Annotated in this window: 17 protein-coding genes; 9 read left to right on the forward strand and 8 right to left on the reverse strand. The window is 61.2% G+C overall.

The genetic code is table 11. The features are described 5' to 3' along the window. Nucleotides 1–85: 85 nt before the first annotated feature. From hflK to AB5Y59_RS13405, 3 genes are all read left to right on the forward strand, one after another. Complete coding sequence (gene hflK, locus AB5Y59_RS13395; RefSeq protein ID WP_286700524.1) at nucleotides 86–1,237, forward strand: FtsH protease activity modulator HflK; 1,152 nt, start codon at nucleotides 86–88, stop codon at nucleotides 1,235–1,237. Between the two features lie 3 nt (nucleotides 1,238–1,240). Continuing rightward, nucleotides 1,241–2,125, forward strand: a complete 885-nt coding sequence (gene hflC / locus AB5Y59_RS13400; protein WP_010673196.1) for a protease modulator HflC — start codon at nucleotides 1,241–1,243, stop codon at nucleotides 2,123–2,125. 91 nt (nucleotides 2,126–2,216) lie between these two features. Beyond that, entirely contained in the window at nucleotides 2,217–2,405 is a 189-nt protein-coding gene (locus tag AB5Y59_RS13405; RefSeq protein WP_010673197.1) for a DUF2065 family protein, read from the forward strand. Nucleotides 2,406–2,493: 88 nt separating this feature from the next. Here AB5Y59_RS13405 and ispB read toward each other — a convergent pair whose 3' ends face one another. Continuing rightward, complete coding sequence (gene ispB / locus AB5Y59_RS13410) at nucleotides 2,494–3,465, reverse strand: octaprenyl diphosphate synthase (RefSeq protein WP_010673198.1); 972 nt, start codon at nucleotides 3,463–3,465, stop codon at nucleotides 2,494–2,496. Nucleotides 3,466–3,707: 242 nt separating this feature from the next. Between ispB and rplU the strand changes: the two genes are divergently transcribed. The 4 genes from rplU (at nucleotide 3,708) to AB5Y59_RS13430 (ending at nucleotide 7,423) form a co-directional block, all read left to right on the forward strand. Next, a complete protein-coding gene (rplU, locus tag AB5Y59_RS13415; RefSeq protein WP_005304210.1) occupies nucleotides 3,708–4,019 on the forward strand; it encodes a 50S ribosomal protein L21 in 312 nt (103 codons plus the stop codon). A gap of 17 nt (nucleotides 4,020–4,036) precedes the next feature. Continuing rightward, nucleotides 4,037–4,294: a 50S ribosomal protein L27 gene (rpmA, locus tag AB5Y59_RS13420; RefSeq protein WP_010673199.1), complete on the forward strand. Its 258-nt coding sequence runs from the start codon at nucleotides 4,037–4,039 to the stop codon at nucleotides 4,292–4,294. Nucleotides 4,295–4,483: 189 nt separating this feature from the next. Beyond that, entirely contained in the window at nucleotides 4,484–5,686 is a 1,203-nt protein-coding gene (cgtA, locus tag AB5Y59_RS13425) for an Obg family GTPase CgtA (protein ID WP_010673200.1), read from the forward strand. A gap of 366 nt (nucleotides 5,687–6,052) precedes the next feature. Then, on the forward strand, nucleotides 6,053–7,423 hold the full coding sequence (locus tag AB5Y59_RS13430) for a YjiH family protein (protein ID WP_201984548.1): 1,371 nt from the start codon (nucleotides 6,053–6,055) through the stop codon (nucleotides 7,421–7,423). A 71-nt stretch (nucleotides 7,424–7,494) separates the two neighbouring features. Here AB5Y59_RS13430 and AB5Y59_RS13435 read toward each other — a convergent pair whose 3' ends face one another. Beyond that, complete coding sequence (locus AB5Y59_RS13435) at nucleotides 7,495–10,380, reverse strand: HD domain-containing phosphohydrolase (RefSeq protein ID WP_045523773.1); 2,886 nt, start codon at nucleotides 10,378–10,380, stop codon at nucleotides 7,495–7,497. Nucleotides 10,381–10,597: 217 nt separating this feature from the next. On the opposite strand from AB5Y59_RS13435, the gene AB5Y59_RS13440 reads away from it, so the two are divergent. After that, a complete protein-coding gene (locus AB5Y59_RS13440; RefSeq protein ID WP_010673203.1) occupies nucleotides 10,598–11,587 on the forward strand; it encodes a luciferase-like monooxygenase in 990 nt (329 codons plus the stop codon). Nucleotides 11,588–11,770: 183 nt separating this feature from the next. Then, entirely contained in the window at nucleotides 11,771–12,256 is a 486-nt protein-coding gene (locus tag AB5Y59_RS13445; protein ID WP_041211140.1) for a 2TM domain-containing protein, read from the forward strand. Between the two features lie 126 nt (nucleotides 12,257–12,382). Here the strand turns inward: AB5Y59_RS13445 and AB5Y59_RS13450 are convergent, their stop codons facing one another. The 6 genes from AB5Y59_RS13450 to lptD are packed head-to-tail and all read right to left on the reverse strand — an operon-like array spanning nucleotide 12,383 to nucleotide 19,181. Next, nucleotides 12,383–13,204: a symmetrical bis(5'-nucleosyl)-tetraphosphatase gene (locus tag AB5Y59_RS13450; RefSeq protein WP_039040022.1), complete on the reverse strand. Its 822-nt coding sequence runs from the start codon at nucleotides 13,202–13,204 to the stop codon at nucleotides 12,383–12,385. Between the two features lie 6 nt (nucleotides 13,205–13,210). Beyond that, entirely contained in the window at nucleotides 13,211–13,573 is a 363-nt protein-coding gene (gene apaG, locus AB5Y59_RS13455) for a Co2+/Mg2+ efflux protein ApaG (RefSeq protein WP_010673206.1), read from the reverse strand. A 4-nt stretch (nucleotides 13,574–13,577) separates the two neighbouring features. Then, nucleotides 13,578–14,390, reverse strand: a complete 813-nt coding sequence (gene rsmA, locus AB5Y59_RS13460; protein ID WP_368212129.1) for a 16S rRNA (adenine(1518)-N(6)/adenine(1519)-N(6))-dimethyltransferase RsmA — start codon at nucleotides 14,388–14,390, stop codon at nucleotides 13,578–13,580. Then, nucleotides 14,380–15,375, reverse strand: a complete 996-nt coding sequence (pdxA, locus tag AB5Y59_RS13465; RefSeq protein WP_039040071.1) for a 4-hydroxythreonine-4-phosphate dehydrogenase PdxA — start codon at nucleotides 15,373–15,375, stop codon at nucleotides 14,380–14,382. Before pdxA ends, rsmA begins: the two co-directional genes overlap by 11 nt. Before the next feature lie 50 nt (nucleotides 15,376–15,425). Further along, nucleotides 15,426–16,718 (reverse strand): peptidylprolyl isomerase SurA, encoded by a 1,293-nt coding sequence (gene surA, locus AB5Y59_RS13470; protein WP_010673209.1) that lies wholly within the window; start codon nucleotides 16,716–16,718, stop codon nucleotides 15,426–15,428. 30 nt (nucleotides 16,719–16,748) lie between these two features. Beyond that, entirely contained in the window at nucleotides 16,749–19,181 is a 2,433-nt protein-coding gene (gene lptD / locus AB5Y59_RS13475) for an LPS assembly protein LptD (RefSeq protein ID WP_368212131.1), read from the reverse strand. Nucleotides 19,182–19,236 lie beyond the last annotated feature (55 nt).

The raw sequence follows: 19,236 nt of genomic DNA on the forward strand, positions 1-19,236 counted from the left end.
ATGACGATGAATGTTTACAGGTTTCATCGACGAGAGATGGCCCGATAGAGATGATATCCATCCGCATGTATTAATGGAGACGCTGATGGCTTGGAATGAGCCTGGTAACAATGGCAAAGACCGTGACCCCTGGGGGAACAACGGCAAGAATCAGGGCCCCCCTGATCTGGACGAGATGCTGCGCAAGGTGAGTCGTCGTTTCGGCGGTCTGCTCGGTGGTGGCAAATCCGGTGGTGGTGACGTGGGCAAGTTTGGCCTCTCCATCGCCCTGGTGGTGGCCGTGGTGGTGTGGGTCGTCAGCGGCTTCTACACCATTCGCGAAGCCGAGCGGGGCGTGGTGCTGCGCTTTGGCGAGTACTCCCACAACGTGGATCCGGGCCTGCGCTGGAAGCCGACCTTCATCGATCGGGTGATCCCGGTGGATGTGGAGTCCGTGCGCTCTCTGCCGGCCTCCGGCTTCATGCTGACCCAGGACGAGAACGTGGTGCGGGTCGAGATGGACGTGCAGTATCGCGTGGTCGATCCCGAGCAGTACCTGTTCAGCGTGACCAATGCCGACGAGAGCCTGAGCCAGGCGACCGACAGCGCCCTGCGCTATGTGGTGGGTCACACCAAGATGGACGACGTGCTGACCACGGGTCGTGAGAAGGTGCGCCAGGAGACCTGGCAGGTGATCGACAGCATCATCGAGCCCTACCACATGGGTCTGCAGATCGTGGACGTCAACTTCCTGCCGGCTCGTCCGCCGGAAGAGGTGAAGGACGCCTTCGATGACGCCATCTCCGCTCAGGAAGATGAACAGCGCTTCATTCGTGAGGCGGAAGCCTATGCCCGTGAAGTGGAGCCCAAGGCCCGCGGCCAGGTCAAGCGCCTGGAGCAGGAAGCCGAAGCCTACAAGTCCCAGATCGTGCTGAAGGCCAAGGGTGAGGTCGCTCGCTTCAACGAGCTGCTGCCCCAGTATCAGGCTGCCCCGGAGCTGACCCGCGATCGTATCTACCTGGAAACCATGGAAGAGCTCTATCAGCAGGCCAACAAGGTCCTGGTGGACATGCCGGCTGGCAACAACAGCATGATCTACCTGCCGCTGGACAAGCTCTCCGGCAAGGCGAATGCCGTGCAACCGGCACGTCCTGCGGGCACCCCGGCAGTCGAGGCGGCCCAGCCGTCCAACGAAGGGGCCAACTCCACTCCGACCCCGCTGCGTGGCGGTGATCGTTTCAGCACAGGGAGAAACTGATAGATGAAAAAGCTAGCTATTGGTGTCATCGCTGTGGCCGCCATGGTCTGCTTCTCTTCCATCTTCATCGTCGATGAAGGACAGAAGGGGATCGTGGTGCAGTTTGGCAAGGTGAAACGGGTCGACTCCGGTGAACCGCGCCTGTACGAGCCGGGTCTGCACTTCAAGGTGCCGCTCATCGACCAGGTACGCAAGATGGATGCCCGCATCCAGACTCTGGAAGGCCAGGCGGATCGCTTCGTTACGTCCGAGAAGAAGGACCTCATCATCGACTCCTACGTGAAGTGGAAGATCGAGGACTTCTCCAAGTACTACCTGGCGACCGGTGGTGGCAACAAGATCCAGGCTGAAGACCTGCTCAAGCGCAAGATCAACAACGGCCTGCGTTCCGAGATCGGTAACCGCACCATCAAGGACATCGTCTCCGGCGAGCGCAGTACCGTGATGGAAGATGCCCTGATGAAGATGGCGCGCTCCTCCGAGCTCGGCATCAAGGTGGTGGATGTGCGCATCAAGCAGATCAACCTGCCGGTGGAAGTTTCCAGTTCCATCTATCAGCGGATGCGTGCCGAGCGGACCGCGGTTGCCCGTGAACACCGTTCACAGGGCCGCGAGCAGGCCGAGATCCTGCGTGCCGACATCGACCGCAAGGTGACCGTGATGATCGCCGACGCCGAGAGTAATGCCCGTCAACTGCGTGGTGAAGGGGATGCCGAAGCCGCCAGGATCTATGCCGACAGCTACAAGAAGGACCCGGAGTTCTTCAGTTTCGTGCGCAGCATGGAGGCCTATCGCAAGAGCTTCGCCGGTGGCAACGACCTCATGGTCCTGAAACCGGACAGCGAGTTCTTCCGCTACCTCAAGTCGCCGCACGGCAACAAGCAGTAAACATGTGTTGATATGACCCAAGGGCCTGATGATTCAGGCCCTTTTGTTTGCTGGCCACAGACCGGCAGGGGAACAGGGATAGGGAGAGGTGATGCTGACATCCATGTTGATGGGGCTGGGGTTGCTGCTGCTCTTCGAAGGATTGGGGCCCTTGCTCGCTCCCAGGGCATGGCAGCAGATGCTGCGCCTGCTCGGGGAGTTGCCGCCGGAACAGCTGCGCCGCATCGGCGGCTGTCTGGTGGTGGCAGGTGGTGTCATCTTGTGGGCGTTGGCCCGTTAGAGCCTGTGTTGATACGACAGTGGCACGGGGAATTCGGACAATAAAAAAGAGGCCCTCTGGCCTCTTTTTTATTGTCCGCCGGCTGGCATCAGGCGCTGCGCTGCACCGCCATGTGGGCCAGGGTCTCCAGCGCTTGCTTGTGCCGGGAGTCCGGCAAGATGGCGAGGGCGGCGATGGCCTTGTCAGCCTCTTCCCGAGCCCGCTGGCGGGAGTATTCGAGAGCTCCGGTGCGATCCAGGATGCCCAGAATACGCTCCAGGTGATCCATACCGTTGCGGTGCTCTATGGCATCGCGCACCAGTTGACGCTCTTCCGGGGTACCCACTTCCATGGCACGCAACAGCGGCAGGGTCGGCTTGCCTTCGGCCAGATCGTCACCCACGTTCTTGCCCATCTCCTCGCTCTGGGAGCAGTAGTCCATCACGTCGTCGATGATCTGGAACGCGGTACCCAGGTACTTGCCGTAGTCGGTCATGGCCTGCTCGACGGGCTCGGGCTGATGGGTCAGCACGGCGGCGAGTCGGGTCGCGGCTTCAAACAGCTTGGCGGTCTTGCAGTAGATGACCGTCATGTAGCTCTCTTCCGTGGTATCCGGATCGTTGCAGTTCATCAGCTGCAGCACTTCTCCTTCGGCGATGGTGTTGGTGGCATCGGAGAGGATCTCCATCACCTTCAGGTTGGAGAGTTCGCTCATCATCTGGAAGGAGCGGCTATAGAGGTAGTCACCCACCAGAACGCTGGCGGCGTTGCCAAACAGGGCGTTGGCGGTTTCCCGGCCGCGGCGCAGGTCGGATTCGTCGACCACGTCGTCGTGCAGCAGGGTGGAGGTGTGAATGAACTCGATGATGGCGGCCAGTTTCAGGTGATCTTCACCCTCATAGCCCAGTGCGCGTGCGGCCATCACGGTCAGCATGGGGCGCATCCGTTTTCCGCCCGCACTGACAATATAGAAACCCAGCTGGTTGATCAGGCTGACATCGGACTGGAGTCTCGCCAGGATCAGTTCATTGACCGCCGTCATGTCGGCGGCACAGAGCGCACGGATAGTCTGTTGGTCCATAAGTCTCGTAACGTGACGGCAGCATTTACTGCGTTTTTAGCAATGGCGGGGATTCTACACGATTTCACAATGGGTTACAGTTAGGCGTTTATTCACGGGGGCAGATATGCGCACAAAATAAACTTTTTGCTAAATTGGCCTTGCCTCGGCAAATCGTTCTGCGTAGAATGCCCGCCCATTGTTATAGGTTTTTGTGCGTGTCTGGCCTTGAGCAAAAGACACGCCTTTACGGAGTTAATCAAATGTACGCGGTATTCCAAAGCGGCGGAAAACAACACCGTGTGGCCGAAGGTCAAATCGTTCGTCTGGAAAAGCTGAACGTTGAGACTGGCGCTACCATCGACTTCAACGAAGTGCTGATGGTTGCTGCAGGCGACACTTTCAAAGTAGGTGCTCCTTTCGTTGAAGGTGGCAAGGTTGTGGCTGAAGTTGTGGCTCACGGCCGTGGCGAGAAAGTGACTATCGTCAAGTTCCGTCGTCGTAAGCACCACCGTAAGCAAGCGGGCCACCGTCAGTGGTTCACTGAAGTCAAAATCACTGGCATCAGCGCTTAATTAGAGGAGTCCGATAGATGGCACACAAAAAAGCTGGCGGTTCATCCCGCAACGGTCGCGATTCTGAAGCTAAACGCCTGGGCGTGAAGCGTTTCGGCGGCGAAACAGTTCTGGCTGGCAGCATCATCGTTCGTCAGCGCGGCACCAAGTTCCACGCTGGTGAGAACGTTGGTCTGGGCAAGGACCACACTCTGTTCGCTACCGCGAACGGTAAAGTGCAGTTCGAAGTTAAAGGTCCGCAGAATCGTAAGTACGTCAGCATCGTTGCTGAGTAATTACGGACCGCAAGGATCCGAAGCCCCGCCAACCTGGCGGGGCTTTTGTTTTTCTGATGAGTTTGACGAAAAAACGGCACGCGGATGAGCCGGCGCTGACAGCCCTCATCGGCCAGATGCGCCTCGCCCGAAGGGGCCCGTATCACTATAATTGCGTATCGGTTTTTCGAATTAAGGTGACGGTTACCTATGAAGTTTGTTGATGAAGTCCAGATTCGAGTCGATGCCGGTGACGGTGGTAACGGTTGTGTGAGCTTCCGCCGCGAGAAGTACATCCCGAACGGCGGCCCGGACGGCGGTGACGGCGGTGATGGTGGCGACGTGTATCTGGTGGCCGATGAAAACCTGAACACCCTGATCGACTACCGTTTCGAGCGCTTCCACGCCGCCGAGCGTGGCGAGAACGGCCAGAGTGCCAACTGTACCGGTCGTCGCGGCAAGGACAAGATCCTGCGAGTACCGGTCGGCACCCGCGCCACCGATGAAGACACCGGCGAACTGCTGGGGGATTTGACCAGTCACGATCAGAAGCTGCTGGTTGCCAAGGGCGGCTTCCACGGCCTTGGCAACACCCGCTTCAAGAGCTCGGTCAACCGGGCGCCGCGCCAGAAGAGCAACGGCACCCCGGGTGAAGTGCGTACCCTGAGGCTGGAGCTGCTGCTGCTGGCAGATGTCGGCATGCTGGGTCTGCCCAACGCAGGCAAGTCCACCTTCATTCGCGCCGTTTCTGCGGCCCGTCCGAAAGTGGCAGACTACCCCTTCACCACCCTGGTACCGAATCTGGGTGTGGTACGCGGTGAAAACTCCCGCTCCTTCGTCATTGCCGACATTCCCGGCCTCATCGAAGGGGCTGCCGAGGGAGCAGGCCTGGGTATCCGCTTCCTCAAGCACCTGGAGCGTTGCCGCGTCCTGATCCACCTGGTGGACATCTGCCCGGTGGATGGCTCCGATCCTGCCGAGAATGCCGTGACCATCGTCCGGGAGCTGGAAAAATACAGCCCCGAGCTGGCGGGCAAGCCGCGCTGGCTGGTGTTCAACAAGATGGACCTGATCCTGGAAGAAGAGGCTCAGGAAGTGATGGACAGAGTCAAGGCAGCCCTCAACCACGAAGGTCCGGTCTACGCCATCACCGCCATCAGCAAGGAAGGCACCAAGAAGGTGTGCTACGACATCCTGGATCTGCTGGACACCATGCCCCGTCAGCTGGCGGAAGATGCCAGAGACGCCATCGAGAAGGTGGAGTTCAAGTGGGACGACTATCACAAGAACCAGCTGGCCAAGGCGGAAGCCGATGCCCTGGCGGCGTCCAAGGCCTTCGATGATGGTCTGGACGATGACGACTGGGATGATGAGGACGACGACGGCGTCGAAGTCATTTACGTTCGCGATTGAGCATCATGTTCGTGACAAGACCGGAGCCAGACAGGCTCCGGTTTTTTTATGGGAGGATCGACGGGATCACCCTATAGATATATTTTTCATGTCTCTTATTGCCTGACAGTGGCTGCGGATTATACTGCGCACCTGAATGTAACCTGCATGAAACATTATGCTAACCATTCAAATTGAATCGATATGCATGACTGTTTTGGTTTGTTCTTATGGATGGTTCGCCTGATAAAATATTTATGCTTGAAATGATCAATTAACGGCTTGTTTGTGCAGTTTTTTGGGTTATTCTTGCGCCCGTTTTCCGGGCGAGGGCATGAGTATGCAGGCGGCCCGGCTGAAGGAAAAGTCACATTTAAGGCTGTTTATATGTTGGAAAAGACCCTGGAAGCACCGGCAATCCGTACTCGCCGCAACGTGCTGATGTTTTTGATCCCGTCACTGATCGGGATCCTGCTGTTCATGACCCCGGTCATCTATGACGGCAATGTCACCATTCCCGTCGCCGTGCTGGCGAAGCTGGTTCAAACGGTGTTTGCCGATCATCTGGTGGCCATGGTCAGCGCCATCATCACCACCACCATGCTGATGACCCTGATCGCCTGGCTGTTCAAACCGGCGATCCTGGTGCGCCGTCCCTTCCTCAACAGCCTGTTCAACGTATCCCCCTTCTGGGCCTGCGTGCGGGTGCTGGGCGGGGTCTTCGTGCTGTTGACCTTCTTTGAAGCCGGTCCCGAGGTGCTGCGCTCAGGGGCGACCGGCGGCCTGGTGCTGCATGATCTGCTGCCGGTACTGTTCTCCGTCTTCATCTTTGCGGGCCTGCTGCTGCCCTTGCTGCTGGATTTTGGTCTGCTGGAGTTTGTCGGTACCATGATGACCCGCATCATGCGTCCGGTGTTCCGTCTGCCGGGTCGTTCTGCGGTGGACTGCTTCGCCTCCTGGCTCGGTGATGGCAGCGTCGGGATCCTGCTGACCAGCAAGCAGTATGAAGGCAAGTTTTACACCCAGCGGGAAGCGGCCGTCATCGGTACCACCTTCTCCGCCGTCTCCATCACCTTCTGTCTGGTGGTGATCTCCCAGGTGAAGCTGGAGCACATGTTCGTCCCCTTCTACCTGACCGTCTGCCTGGCCGGTGTGGTGGCCGCCATCGTGGTACCGCGCCTGCCGCCGCTCTCCTGGAAGAAGGATGTCTACAGCGACGGTACTCCCCTGTGCCGCAAGCAGGAGGCCATCCCCCATCAGCACAGCGTGCTGAGCTACGGCTACCATCGTGCCCTGACCAAGGCCGACAGCATGACGGATCTCGGCGCCGTGGCGCGTGAAGGGGTGAAAAACGCCCTGGACATGGTATTTGGCGTGCTGCCGGTGGTGATGGCCGTCGGGACCTGTGCCCTGATGCTGGCGGAGCACACCCCGGTGTTCAACTGGCTGGGGGCGCCCTTCGTGCCTTTGCTCGAGCTGCTGCAACTGCCGGAGGCGGAAGCCGCTTCCAAGACCATCATGGTGGGCTTCGCCGACATGTTCATCCCGGCGGTGCTGGCCTCCACTATCGAGAGCGACATCACCCGCTTCGTGATCGCCGCCATGTCGGTCACCCAGCTCATCTACATGTCGGAAGTGGGCGCTCTGTTGCTGGGCAGCAAGATCCCGGTCAAGTTGTGGGAGCTGTTCGTCATCTTCCTGCTGCGCACCCTGGTCACCCTGCCGGTGATTGCCGGTGTGGCGCACCTGCTGTTCTAAGGGGCGCAGTGGAACGAAAAACGGTCAACCCGGGTTGACCGTTTTTTTTATGGGCGAGTGCCAGCGGAAGGTCAGTGTGATCCTGCCAGCAGGGCCTGGCATTCTACCTCGTCCAGCTGCTCGGGGGCGAGGAAGCGTCTGGCGTAGTCCCGCCAGATGCCGCTCTCGATGAAGAGGGCAAACAGGGCCGGGTCTATGTGCTGTTCCTGCACCATCTTCACCATGATGGCCAGGGACTGGGAGACCGTTTTGCCAGACTTGTAGGGGCGATCGCTCGCCGTCAGCGCCTCGAAGATGTCTGCAATGGCCATGATGCGGGCTGGAATGCTCATCTGCCCCCCTTGCAACTGGCGCGGATAGCCCGTGCCGTCCATCCGCTCGTGATGGCCCCCCGCAATCTCCGGCACCTTGCGCAAATGGCGGGGGAAGGGGAGCTTCTCCAGCATGCGTATGGTCTGGATGATGTGATCGTTGATCTTGTAGCGCTCCTCTTCGGTGAGGGTGCCACGGCCGATGGCGAGGTTGTAGCGTTCCCCCCGGTTGTAGAGGTGGGTGGGCACCCGCACCTTGAAGCCCCATGGGTTGTGTCGGGCGAGATTGTCGTGCTCGGGGCGAGGGATGAGATGGACCGCCTTGTCGGCGAGCAGCGACTCTCGGCAGGGGAGGGGAGAGGGTGCCTCCTGGTGGCGCTTGCGTTCCTCCTGACTGATACCGAGCCGATCGTCCAGAGTGCGCAACCAGGTGCGGCTGGCAATGGCATCCAGCCTGGCGAGCTTCTCCGGCGCCATCCACTCGCCCCCCAGATTGCACTCGGCCACGAAGGCAAACTCCTGATCCAGGGTGTGCCAGAGGGGGAGCAGGGCCTCGAGGGCGGCCTGCTGCCCGGATGGGGGCAGCAGGGCGCAGAGTGCCTCGATGTGGGCATCCCGCTTGAGCACCTCGAAGCGGGTGCGGATCTCGTGGATCCTGTCGTAGATGGTCTCGAGCTTGGTCGCCTTGTCCACCACGAACTCCGGGGTGGTGACCTTGCCGCAGTCGTGCAGCCAGCTCGCGATATGGATGGCCTCCCACTCCTCTTCGTTGAGCCGGAAATCGGCAAAGGGCCCCGTCTGCTGTGAGCAGGCAGCCTGGGTCAGCATCCTGGCCAGTTCCGGCACCCGCTGGCAGTGGCCGCCGGTGTAGGGGCTCTTGGCATCGATGGCACCGGCGATGAGCTCGATGAAGGCTTCCAGCAGTTGCTTCTGCTCCTCCAGCAGGCGCTGGTTTTCGATGGCGGAGGAGGAGGTGCCCGCCAGTGCCTCGATGAGGCTGATGCGCGAGGCCAGTTCGCGGGCCGAGCAGTCTGGCAGGATCAGCAGCAGGCAGCCGATCAGCTCCTGACGGTGGTTGTGAAGGGGCTCGACCAGCAGTTGGCAGGCACCGGGGAAGGGGCCCCAGTCGGTGAGGTAGCGGGCCCACTGTGCCTCGTCGAGGGGCAGGCAGAGGCGCTCCGTGTGGTAGAGACCGCCGAGCAGCGCAGCCTGCCACTGTACCTGTTCGCACGCCAGCGGCTGCCCCTGCCAGATGGCATGAACGGCCTGCATCTCGCTCTCCTGGGCCAGGAAGAGGCAGCCGCCCTCGGCCTGGGCTGCCGCCACCGTCTCGTGCAGGATGCGGCTGAGCAACGAATCGAAGCGATGCTCTGCCGCCAGCGCCCGGCCCATGTTCATGAAATTGCCGAGGGTCAGGCGCATGCTGGACATGGCGCGGGCGAGGTCGTCAATTTCGCGGATCGCCGAATCCGGCCCCGGGCTTTCGCCAAAGTCGAAGTGCTGGATCCGCTCAGCCTCCCCGGTCAATACCAGCAAGGGGGCGGCAGTGCGCCGGGCAGCCAGCCAGATGACGGGCAGCAGGAGCAGCAGACCGGCAAGGGCCCAGGCGAGATTGTGCAGCGCATCCTGGCGCGCCGGGGCGGTGAGCACCTCGGTGGGCACCAGGAGGGCGAGATAAAACGGAGACTCTTCCCCGAGGGAGGAGAGGTTGACCAGCCACTCCTGACCCTGAACCGTTGCCAGGGTCAGCTCGGCGGGGTGATGCAGCAGAGCAGGCCGAGCAGCCATCTCCTGTTGCAGCCTGGTGAGAATGGGGTGATTGAGGGCCGACAGCATGGGCAGGCGGCTCAGTTGCTCGAAGCTTGGAAGGCGCTCGGGATCCGTGGCCAGCAGGGTCCCGACCTCGTCAAACAGCACCAGCTGGCTGTGACCGGGCAGGGGCAACTCGCCGATGAGGGAAGAGAGTCCCTCCACGCCCGCATCGAGCCCGATCACCGCCCGGCGATCATCGCTCTCCACCGCCAGTGTCATGCCTGGCTCCCGGGTAGTGAAGAAGAGATAAGGGTGGGTCACTATGATGCCCGTGCTCCAGCGCGCCTCCTTGTACCAGCCCCGATCTCGCGGATCGAAACGGTAATCCGGCATGGGGCGCCGCTCCAGCAGCCGCAGCCGCTGGTCGAAATAGAGGAACTCTCCCTGTCCCTGATGCAGGCTCTGGACCAGCAGGCGGCTCTCGGGCGGAGGCGCCTCCAGCGCCCCTCTCGCCCGTTCGGTCAGCTTGCGTACCAGAAAGAAATCGCCGTCCTCGTAACCGGCATAGATGGCACCGTAACTGGTGCTGTTGGCCAGCACTTCCGCCAGCTGGGGCAGGAAGGCTAGCCGCGTCTCCAGCCCTGTCATGGCGGACAGCTGGCCGCTGCGCAGCAGATTCAGGGACATGCGGGCCGGTCGCTGGTTCAGCTTGATGGCGAGGGCAAGCTGCTCCCGGTATTGCTGGAAGCTCTGACGTTCGTGCTCCAGCCCCTGCTGCATGCCCTGCTGGAACTGCAGCACGATGAGGGCGCCCCCCAGCAAGGAGAAGAGCAGGATGAAAAGGGTGGCAATGTGTACGTAAAAGGGTCTGCGACTGAGACTTGCGTTTGTCATGGACGGATCCTTGTCCCCTGGCGATCGCCGTATTGGTCACCTAACAGTGTGCTTGCTGGATGACAAAAAGCCTAGGACTCGATCTTGCGCTCTTCAGCCCCAAATCAACAGCCGGCCTTCGCGCTGCGTCCTTGCTCCTGTGGTGAGATGATTCGTTCAGATATCTCGTGCTACATTGCTCCCCTGATAAACGCCCTGTGAACCAATGGAGTGTCCCATGTCTGTCGTCCCCTATTCCGTGCTGGATCTGGTGCCCGTTCCCGAAGGTGGTCTGCCGGCCGAGTCGTTTCGCCACTCGCTGGATCTGGCTCGCCATGCGGAGCGCTGGGGTTACCATCGCTACTGGCTGGCGGAGCACCACAACATGCCGGGCATTGCCAGCGCCGCCACAGCGGTGCTGATTGGCCACCTGGCCGGGGGCACCACGACGTTGCGGCTCGGGGCTGGCGGCATCATGTTGCCGAACCACTCCCCCCTGGTCATTGCGGAGCAGTTCGGTACGCTGAGTTCCCTCTATCCGGATCGCATCGATCTCGGCCTGGGCCGCGCCCCTGGCAGCGATCAGCGCACCATGCAGGCGCTGCGCCGCCAGCGTAGCGGCGAGGTGGATGATTTCCCGGCGGATGTACGCGAACTGATGAGTTATTTTGGCGACGAGGTCGGTGCCGTGCAGGCGGTGCCGGGTCAGGGACTCCATGTGCCCATCTGGCTGCTGGGCTCCAGCCTCTACAGTGCCCAACTGGCTGCGGCCATGGGGTTGCCGTTCGGCTTTGCTTCCCACTTCGCTCCCGCCATGTTGCTGCAGGCGCTGGAGATCTACCGTACCCAATACCGCCCCTCTGCCCGCTGGCCCAAACCCCATGCGGTGGTGTGCGTGAATCTGATCGCCGCCGACACCGACCGTGAGGCCCGCTTCCTGTTCACCACCCTGCAGCAGCAGTTCCTGCGTCTCTACCGGGGGGATGCCGGCAAGCTGCCACTGCCGGTGCAGACGCTGGGGGATGAGTGGTCTCCCCGCGAATTGATGGCGATGGAGCAGACCCTGGCTCGCTCCCTGGTGGGGGAGCCGGATCGGGTACGCCACGGCCTCAAGGCTCTGCTGGCAGAGACCGGAGCGGACGAGCTGATGTTCAACGGCCCCATCGTCGATCATCAGGCGCGCCTGCGCTCCTTCGAGATTGGTGCCGAGCTGATGCAGGGGTTGTAACCCCCCGTGACGTCTGGTCGCCAGCGGCACGCCAAGCCTGGCTGCTCGGGCGAAAAAGCCACGATTGCGCGGTAGTAAGATCTTGATTTTTAAAGGAAGTCAGGTGAGTGTCGGCCATCTGTCGTGTCGCCTCTCATCCCCTTTCCCTATGCTGGCCCTGTCAATCACCACAAGGAGCGCAAGATGATCGTCAGGAAGTTGAGATTGCAACGGGGATGGTCCCAGGAACAGCTGGCGACCCTCACTGGCCTGAGCGTTCGCACCATTCAGCGAATAGAGCAGGGCCAGCAACCCGGACTGGAATCCCTCAAGGCCCTGGCCGCCGTCTTCGAGCTCGATGTGACCCAACTGCAGGAGAGCGAGATGAAAGGGAATGAGGGCGAAGATCGGGGACGCGTGCAGGTGGCGCGGGATGAGCGGGAGGCGATGAAGTTCGTGGAGGGGCTCAGGGGCTTCTACGGCCACCTCATGAGCTATGTGCTGGTGATAGGGGGGCTGTTTGTCATCAACTACCTGAGCAACCCGGACTATATCTGGGCCTGGTGGCCCATGCTGGGATGGGGGCTGGGGCTGGCTTCCCACGCCATCAACCTGTTCCAGCCCTTCAAGCTGTTTGGCCCGGAATGGGAGCGGCGCCAGGTCGAGAAACGGCTGGGGCGCAGGCTCTGATCCGCTCATCATGAAAAAACGGGCCCGGCATTGCCGGGCCCGTTCTGTTTTCAGCTCCATTTCGCAGGAGAGGGCATTGCTCTCCTCTCAACGGCGGATCATTCCCTTGTTCCGCAGAGAGCCGCTCTACTTGGCATAGGCCGGGCAGGGGGTGGCGATCAGGGCGTCGTCCTCGTAGCGCCACAGGGTGAGGCTGTTGCCCCAGACGCACCCGGTGTCGAGTCCCTTGATATCGGATTTGCCGGTGTTGCCCATCAGGGCCGCCCAGTGGCCGAAGACCAGGATGGGGTCATCCACATGGTGCTCGCGCTGCTCGAACCAGGGGCGCAGGCCCGGGGTCGATTCGGTGGGGCCCTTCTTGCATTTGAAGTCGAGGCGCCCGTCGAAGTAGCAAAAGCGCATCCGGGTGAAGCTGTTGATGATGTAGCGGTAACGCTCTATGCCCAGCAGGTTGTCGTTCCAGCTGTCGGGCTGATCGCCATACATGTTGTGCAGCAGCCAGCTGTACTGATCCCCGCGCAGCAGGCTCTCCACCTCCCGGGCACAACTGCGGGCGGTGTGGGCGTCCCAGGCGGGGGAGAGGCCCGCATGCACCATCATGATGGGCAGGTCGGGGTGTTCTGCCAGCAGGGGACGGTGACGCAGCCACTCCAGCAGCTCGTCCCGATCCGGCGCCTCCATCAGCGCCTGCAGCTTGTCTTTCTTCTTGAGCGGGGCGACCCCGTGGGCCACCGCCAGCAGGTGCAGGTCGTGGTTGCCGAGCACGGTGACGGCCTGCTGTCCCAGTGATTTGACGAAACGCAGGGTGTTGAGGGAGTCCGGCCCCCGGGCGACGAGATCGCCGCACAGCCAGAGCGTGTCGTTATCGAAGTCGAACTCGGCAAGATCCAGCAGACGGCGCAAATCGTCGTAGCAGCCCTGGATATCACCGACGAAACAGTTCGCCATGAAACCTCAGTTGATTATGTTGGGGACGGCCAGCGTGAAGGGGGCGATGGGGGCTTCGAATTGTTGCCCCGATTCATCCTGCAGGATGTAGCTGCCTTCCATCACGCCAAGCGGTGTGGCGAGGGGAACGCCACTCTGGTAGGAAAAGGTCTCGCCGGGGGCGATCAGGGGTTGTTCACCGACCACGCCGGGACCTTCCACTTCCAGCATCTTGCCATTGGCATCCGTAATGAGCCAGCGTCGATGCAGCAGTTGCACCGTGCCCGGACCCAGGTTCTCAATCTCGATGCGATAGAGAAAATGGTAGGGATCTGCGGTTCCCGCCACATAGCTGGGGTGGGGGCGGACCACTATCCGGGCTTGGGTCATGGGATCAGGCCTGTTGCTGGTCGGCCAGCCAGTTGGCGATCGTGACGAACTGCTCGAGGGAGAGATTCTCCGGGCGCAGGTTGCCATCGATGCCAAGCTCGGTCAGCTGGGCGTCGGTGATGAAGTTGGAGAAGCTGTTGCGAATGGTCTTGCGACGCTGGCCGAATCCCTCGGTGCAGACCCGGTTCAAGCAACGAATGTCTTTCGCGACGATAGTCGGGTTCTTGTGCGGGATCAGACGCACCACGGCGGAATCCACCTTCGGCGCCGGCTTGAAGGCGCCCGGGCCAACTTCCAGCACCGGCACTACCTGACAGTAGTACTGGGTCATCACGCTCAGACGGCCATAGGCCTTGCTGCCCGGGCCGGCGGCCAGACGCAGCACCACTTCCTTTTGCAGCATGAAGTGCATGTCCTCCACCCGGTCGGAAAATTCGCACAGGTGGAAGATGAGCGGGGTGGAGATGTTGTAGGGCAGGTTGCCGAAGATGCGCAGCGGCCCCTTGCCTTCCCCCATCAGGGTGCTGAAGTCAAAGCGCATGGCATCGGCTTCGATGACGGTCAGCTTCTCCTTGAGGGTCGGGTGTTCGCGCAGACGTGCGGCAAGATCCCGGTCCAGCTCGACCACGGTCATCTTGTCCATCTGGGCGGCGACCGGCTCGGTGAGCGCGGCCAGACCCGGGCCTATCTCCACCAGATTCTGACCCGGTTGCGGGTTGATGGCGGCCACTATCTGGTCGATCACATACCGGTCGTGCAAGAAGTTCTGACCGAAACGCTTACGGGCCGTGTGGCCCATGTGCACCTTACTGCTCATATCTTTTTTTCTCTACCATCTGGATGGCGTGGTTGATCGCGGTGGTGAGGCTGCCGGGGTCTGCCAGGTTCTTGCCTGCCAGATCCAGCGCTGTGCCGTGGTCCACCGAGGTACGGATGAAGGGAAGTCCGAGGGTGATGTTGACCGAGTTGCCAAAGCCCTTGTACTTGAGCACGGGCAGCCCCTGATCGTGGTACATGGCGAGTACCGCATCCGCATCCTTGAGGTATTTGTCCTGGAACAGGGTATCGGCCGGCAGCGGGCCGACCAGATCGATCCCTTCCTGGCGCAGGGCGGCCAGGGCGGGTTCGATGACATCGATCTCTTCACGGCCCAGATGACCCCCTTCCCCAGCATGGGGATTGAGGCCGCAGACATAGATCCGGGGGTGTTCGATGCCGAATTTGCGCTTGAGATCCGCATCCAGGATGCGGATCACCTTGCCAAGGCGATCCTCGGTGATGGCCTTGGCCACATAGGCAAGGGGAATATGGGTGGTCGCTAGGGCCACTCTCAGCCCTTCGGTGGCCAGCAGCATCACCACATCGGCGGTGTCGGACTGCTGGGCGAAGAACTCGGTGTGACCGCTGAACGAGACGCCAGCCTGGTTGATGATCCCCTTGTGCACCGGCCCGGTCACCACGGCGGCAAATTCGCCGCTCAGGTTGCCGTCGCAGGCGCGCTGCAAGGTGGCCAGCACATAGGCGCCGTTGCCCTCATCCAGCTTGCCTGGCACCACGGGGGCGCCGAGCGGCACGGGGCAGACGGTCAGAGTCCCCGCCCGCTGCGGACGGGTGGGGGCGCTTTCGTCATAGGGTTCAAGCTCGACGGGCAGCCCCAGCAGGGCGGCCCGTTCGCGCAACAGGGCGGGATCGGCGATCACCACCAGCTGATGGGGCCAGGCCCGCTGGGCAATCTGCAGTACCAGATCCGGGCCTATGCCAGCCGGTTCACCCGGGGTGATGGCAAGCCGGTGGCAGCTCAGCTGTGCCTCGGCGTGCGCTGGATGCGCCTTGTTCATCTGCTTGTCGCCCATCAATTGGGTTCGATCTGGATGTAGGCTTCGTCGCGCAGCTCATCCAGCCAGGCCTGGGACTCTTCGGCGAAGCGGCGGTTGAAGATGAGCTGGTAGGCGCGTTGCTCCTGGGCCTTGCCGGTGGCGTCCTGGCTGCGGCGATCCTCGAGCTGCACGATGTGCCAGCCGTGGCTGGTGCGGAAGGGTTCGCTGATCTGGCCCGGTTGCAGGCGCCCCAGCATGTCGCGGAATTCCGGCACATAGACGTTGGGATCAGACCAGCCCAGCTCACCACCCTGCACCGCAGAGCCCGGATCCTCGGAGTATTTCTCTGCCATGCTGGCAAAGCTGGCCTTGCCGCTCTTGATGTCGTGCAGGATGCCGTCCAGGGTGCCCTTGGCCTTCTCCTCGCTCAGGATGATGGAGGGCTTGATCAGGATGTGGCGCGCCTTGACCTCTGTCTGCATGACCTGTTGCTGACCCTTGGTGTCGAAGATCTTGATGATGTGCAGACCGGCGCCGGAGCGCAGCGGGCCGACGATGTCACCCTTGCCGGCCCCTTGCACGGCTTCCGCCATCAGGGTGGGCATCTCCTGCGGGCTCAACCAGCCCCAGTCACCCCCTTCCAGCGCCTTGGGACCGTTACTCTCGGCAATGGCCAGCTTGCGGAAGTCGGCCCCCTCTTTCAGGGACGCCAGAATGCGCTCGATCTTGGCCTTGGCAGCGTTGAGCTGCTCGGCATTCGGGTTGTCCGGCAGCGCGACCTGGATATGGCCGATATGATATGACGTCTGCTGCTGGCCCTGTTTGCTCAGGGCCTCGACCACCTGTTTGACCTCCTGATCGGAGATGTTGATGCGACGGCGGACCTGGCTGCGGCGCACCTCGTTCATCAGGATCTCGCGGCGCACCTCCTCACGGTACTGGGCGTAGGTCAGGCCTTCCCGCTCCAGTTGGGCGCGCAGTTGCTCCAGGTTCATCTTGTTGTCGGCGGCAATGCTCTGGATGGCCTGTTCCAGCTGGGTGTCACTGATCTTGAGCCCCTGGCGCTCCGCCAGTTGCAGTTGCAGGCTCTCCTGGATCAGGCGATCCAGTGCCTGCTTGCGCAGGGTGACGTCATCGGGCAGGGACTGGCCGCTCTCCTGGGCAGAGGCCTTGACCTTTTGCACCAGGGCCTCCTGCTGACTGGCCAGCACCACATCCTTGTTGACCACGGCCAGCACCTTGTCCATCAGCTCGGGGGCGGCGAGGGCACCCTGGCTCATGACTCCGAACAGGCCTGCGGTCAGCAGGGAAATCAACGTCTTCTTCATATCCATCTCTCAAGGCGTTTGCCAGACCGGTTACTGGTCTCGCAGGTTAAACGGACGAATGTAAGGCAGTGCTTCGGTGTCCAGGGAAGTGCCCTTGGAGCCGGTACCCACGCTACCCAATCCTTTCATTTCAAATTGAATGCCGAGGCTGCGCTCGGACGTCGGGGTCAGGTTCACGTTGTCTGGCGTGTTGACCCATTCCAGGTTGAAGTTGATGCTCCAGCAGCAGGAGTCGTATTTCAGACCCACCTTGCGGTCCACTTTGACGTTCTGGTTGAGCTCCTGATAGTAGCCGCCATAAAGGTGCCAGCGATCGTCCAGCGGGGTGGTCAGCAGCAGGCCGATCTGGTTGAGATCCGTCACCTGGCCCTTGTGGTCGAGGTCGTAGTTGGCATCCCGCACGAAGCGGTGGTTCAACTGGCTGATCAACTTCTCGTGACGGTATTCCAGGGCGCTGTTGGCAGAGCTTATCTGGCGCTGTTCCATATCATATTGTGCCCCCGCATGGGCATACCACTGCTCGTTGATCTTGGCGTCACCCTCGAACGACAGCGGGGAGCGGGTATTGGTGCTCAGCTCATCGCTGCTGTAAAGCTTGACCCTGGGCGCAACGAAGTCGAAGGCTTGGGCAACGGCCAACCGGATTCGTTCATCCCCGGCCGGATCATAAATACGGGTGGTGACCCCCAAGGAGAGCCGGTTGGAGTCGCTGATGCGGTCCAGACCGGCGAAGCGGCGATCGCTGAAGAGGCTGTAGTAGTCCTGGCGCATGGTGGTGGAGTCATAGACACCGATGTTGCCCTGATCCTTGTAGGGCACATAGAGGTACTGGAATTCAGGCTCCAGGGTCTGGTTGGCACCCTCGCCAAACCACTGCTGATCCCGCTCGAAGGTCATGCCGCCCTTGAGACGGAACGAGGGCAGTACCCGGGTGATGGTCCCCTCTTCCAGGGTGACGTCGCCGCCCTCTCTCGGGGTGAAACGATTGGTGAAGGTGCTGCTCATCTGGTCAGGCACCGTCTGGTCGTAGCGGGTGTACATCAGCTTGTATTGGCTGTCGAGGAAGTAGCCCGCCTCGTCAACGAGGGGGATGGTCAGGGTGGGGGCCGTGTAGACCCGGGTGCCGGTGTAGGCTTCACCCTTGTTCTGCTCGATGGCCTGATCGTTGTTGTAGCCGAAGTTGGTCAGCTCGGTATTCCAGGCCAGATCGTACCAGCTGCCCTGCTGGTAGTAGTTGTGGTTGATGCGCGGCATCAGCTCGTGGGGCTGCTGGGCGCTGGCCAGCAGGATCTGGTAGGTCCGTACCTCGGCATCGAGGTTCCAGTTCTGCTGGTAGTAACCTGCCTTCAGGGATTGCTGCAACTGGTTGTCGACCTGGGTCCCCACCTTGGGGGTGAAGTCGTTGAAGTAGTTGTAGTCCTGGTCCCGTACCTTGGTGTAGTCCACCGACACCCGCATGGCGTTGTCCATGAACATGGAGGTGTGGCGGGCGCTGAGCAGGTAGCGGTGACCGTCAGAGAGATGCTGATTGAGGCTGGCCGTCTCGTCGTACTGCTTGTCGTCCGCGAGGTTCTCGAAGTAGAGGCTCCCCACGTGGGCCGGGTCCGGCATGTAGCGGAACTCGACCTGTTCCATCAGGCCCCGTCTGTCCATGAAGCGGGAGGTGATGGTGGCATCGTAGTTGGGGGCGATGTTCCAGTAGAACGGCTGGGTGATGTCCATGCCGTTCTTGGAGCTTTGGGTATAGCCCGGGTAGAGCAGACCGGTCTTGCGCTCATCCTTGATGGGGAAGTTGATATATGGGAAGTAGAAGACCGGATAGTCATAGAGCCAGAGGCTGGCGTTCCAGGCCTCCCCGAATACCTCGGACTGATCGATGTCGATGCTGCCGGCCTTCAGGGTCCAGGCCTCCTGGCCCGGTGGGCAGGTGGTGTACTGGGCCCCTTCCAGAGTGATGTTCTGGTTGTTGTTGGTCATGGTCACCTTTTCGGCGAAGCCGCGCACCGGTGAGCCATGGACCTGATATTTGCCCTCTTCCAGCTCGGAGTTCTTGGTGTCCAGGTTGGATTTCAGGGTCTTGTCGCTGGTGACCGTGATCTGGCCATCGTTGTAATAGATGTTGCCGATGGCGATGACATCCCGGCTCTTCTGGTCGAGCTGGGCATAGTCGGAGTCGAACTTGCGCACGCCCTGACGCACCTTGACGTCACCCTCGTAGACGGCGGTACCGCCCTGCTTGGCCTCCAGGCGATCGGCATCCACCTCGACGGGCTGGGCATTGGCGTCCTGGCCCGCAGTGGGCTTCTCTATCTTGGGGACATAGTCATAGCAGAGGCTGTCGAGGATCCCGGTTGCGGGTGGCGCATTGAGTGGCGCTGCCTGGGCCATGAGCGGGCTCAGGGCAGGAACAAGGCTGATGGTCAGGGCGATGGGACAGGAGTATCCCAGTGTCCATTTTGTCATGTGAAAGGCTCGCGCAATCCGTAGTAAAAACGGTGGATTCAGGGCATGCATTTTA

The organism is Aeromonas sp. s10 (genome assembly GCF_040907975.1).
Classification (GTDB): Bacteria; Pseudomonadota; Gammaproteobacteria; order Enterobacterales; family Aeromonadaceae; genus Aeromonas; species Aeromonas caviae.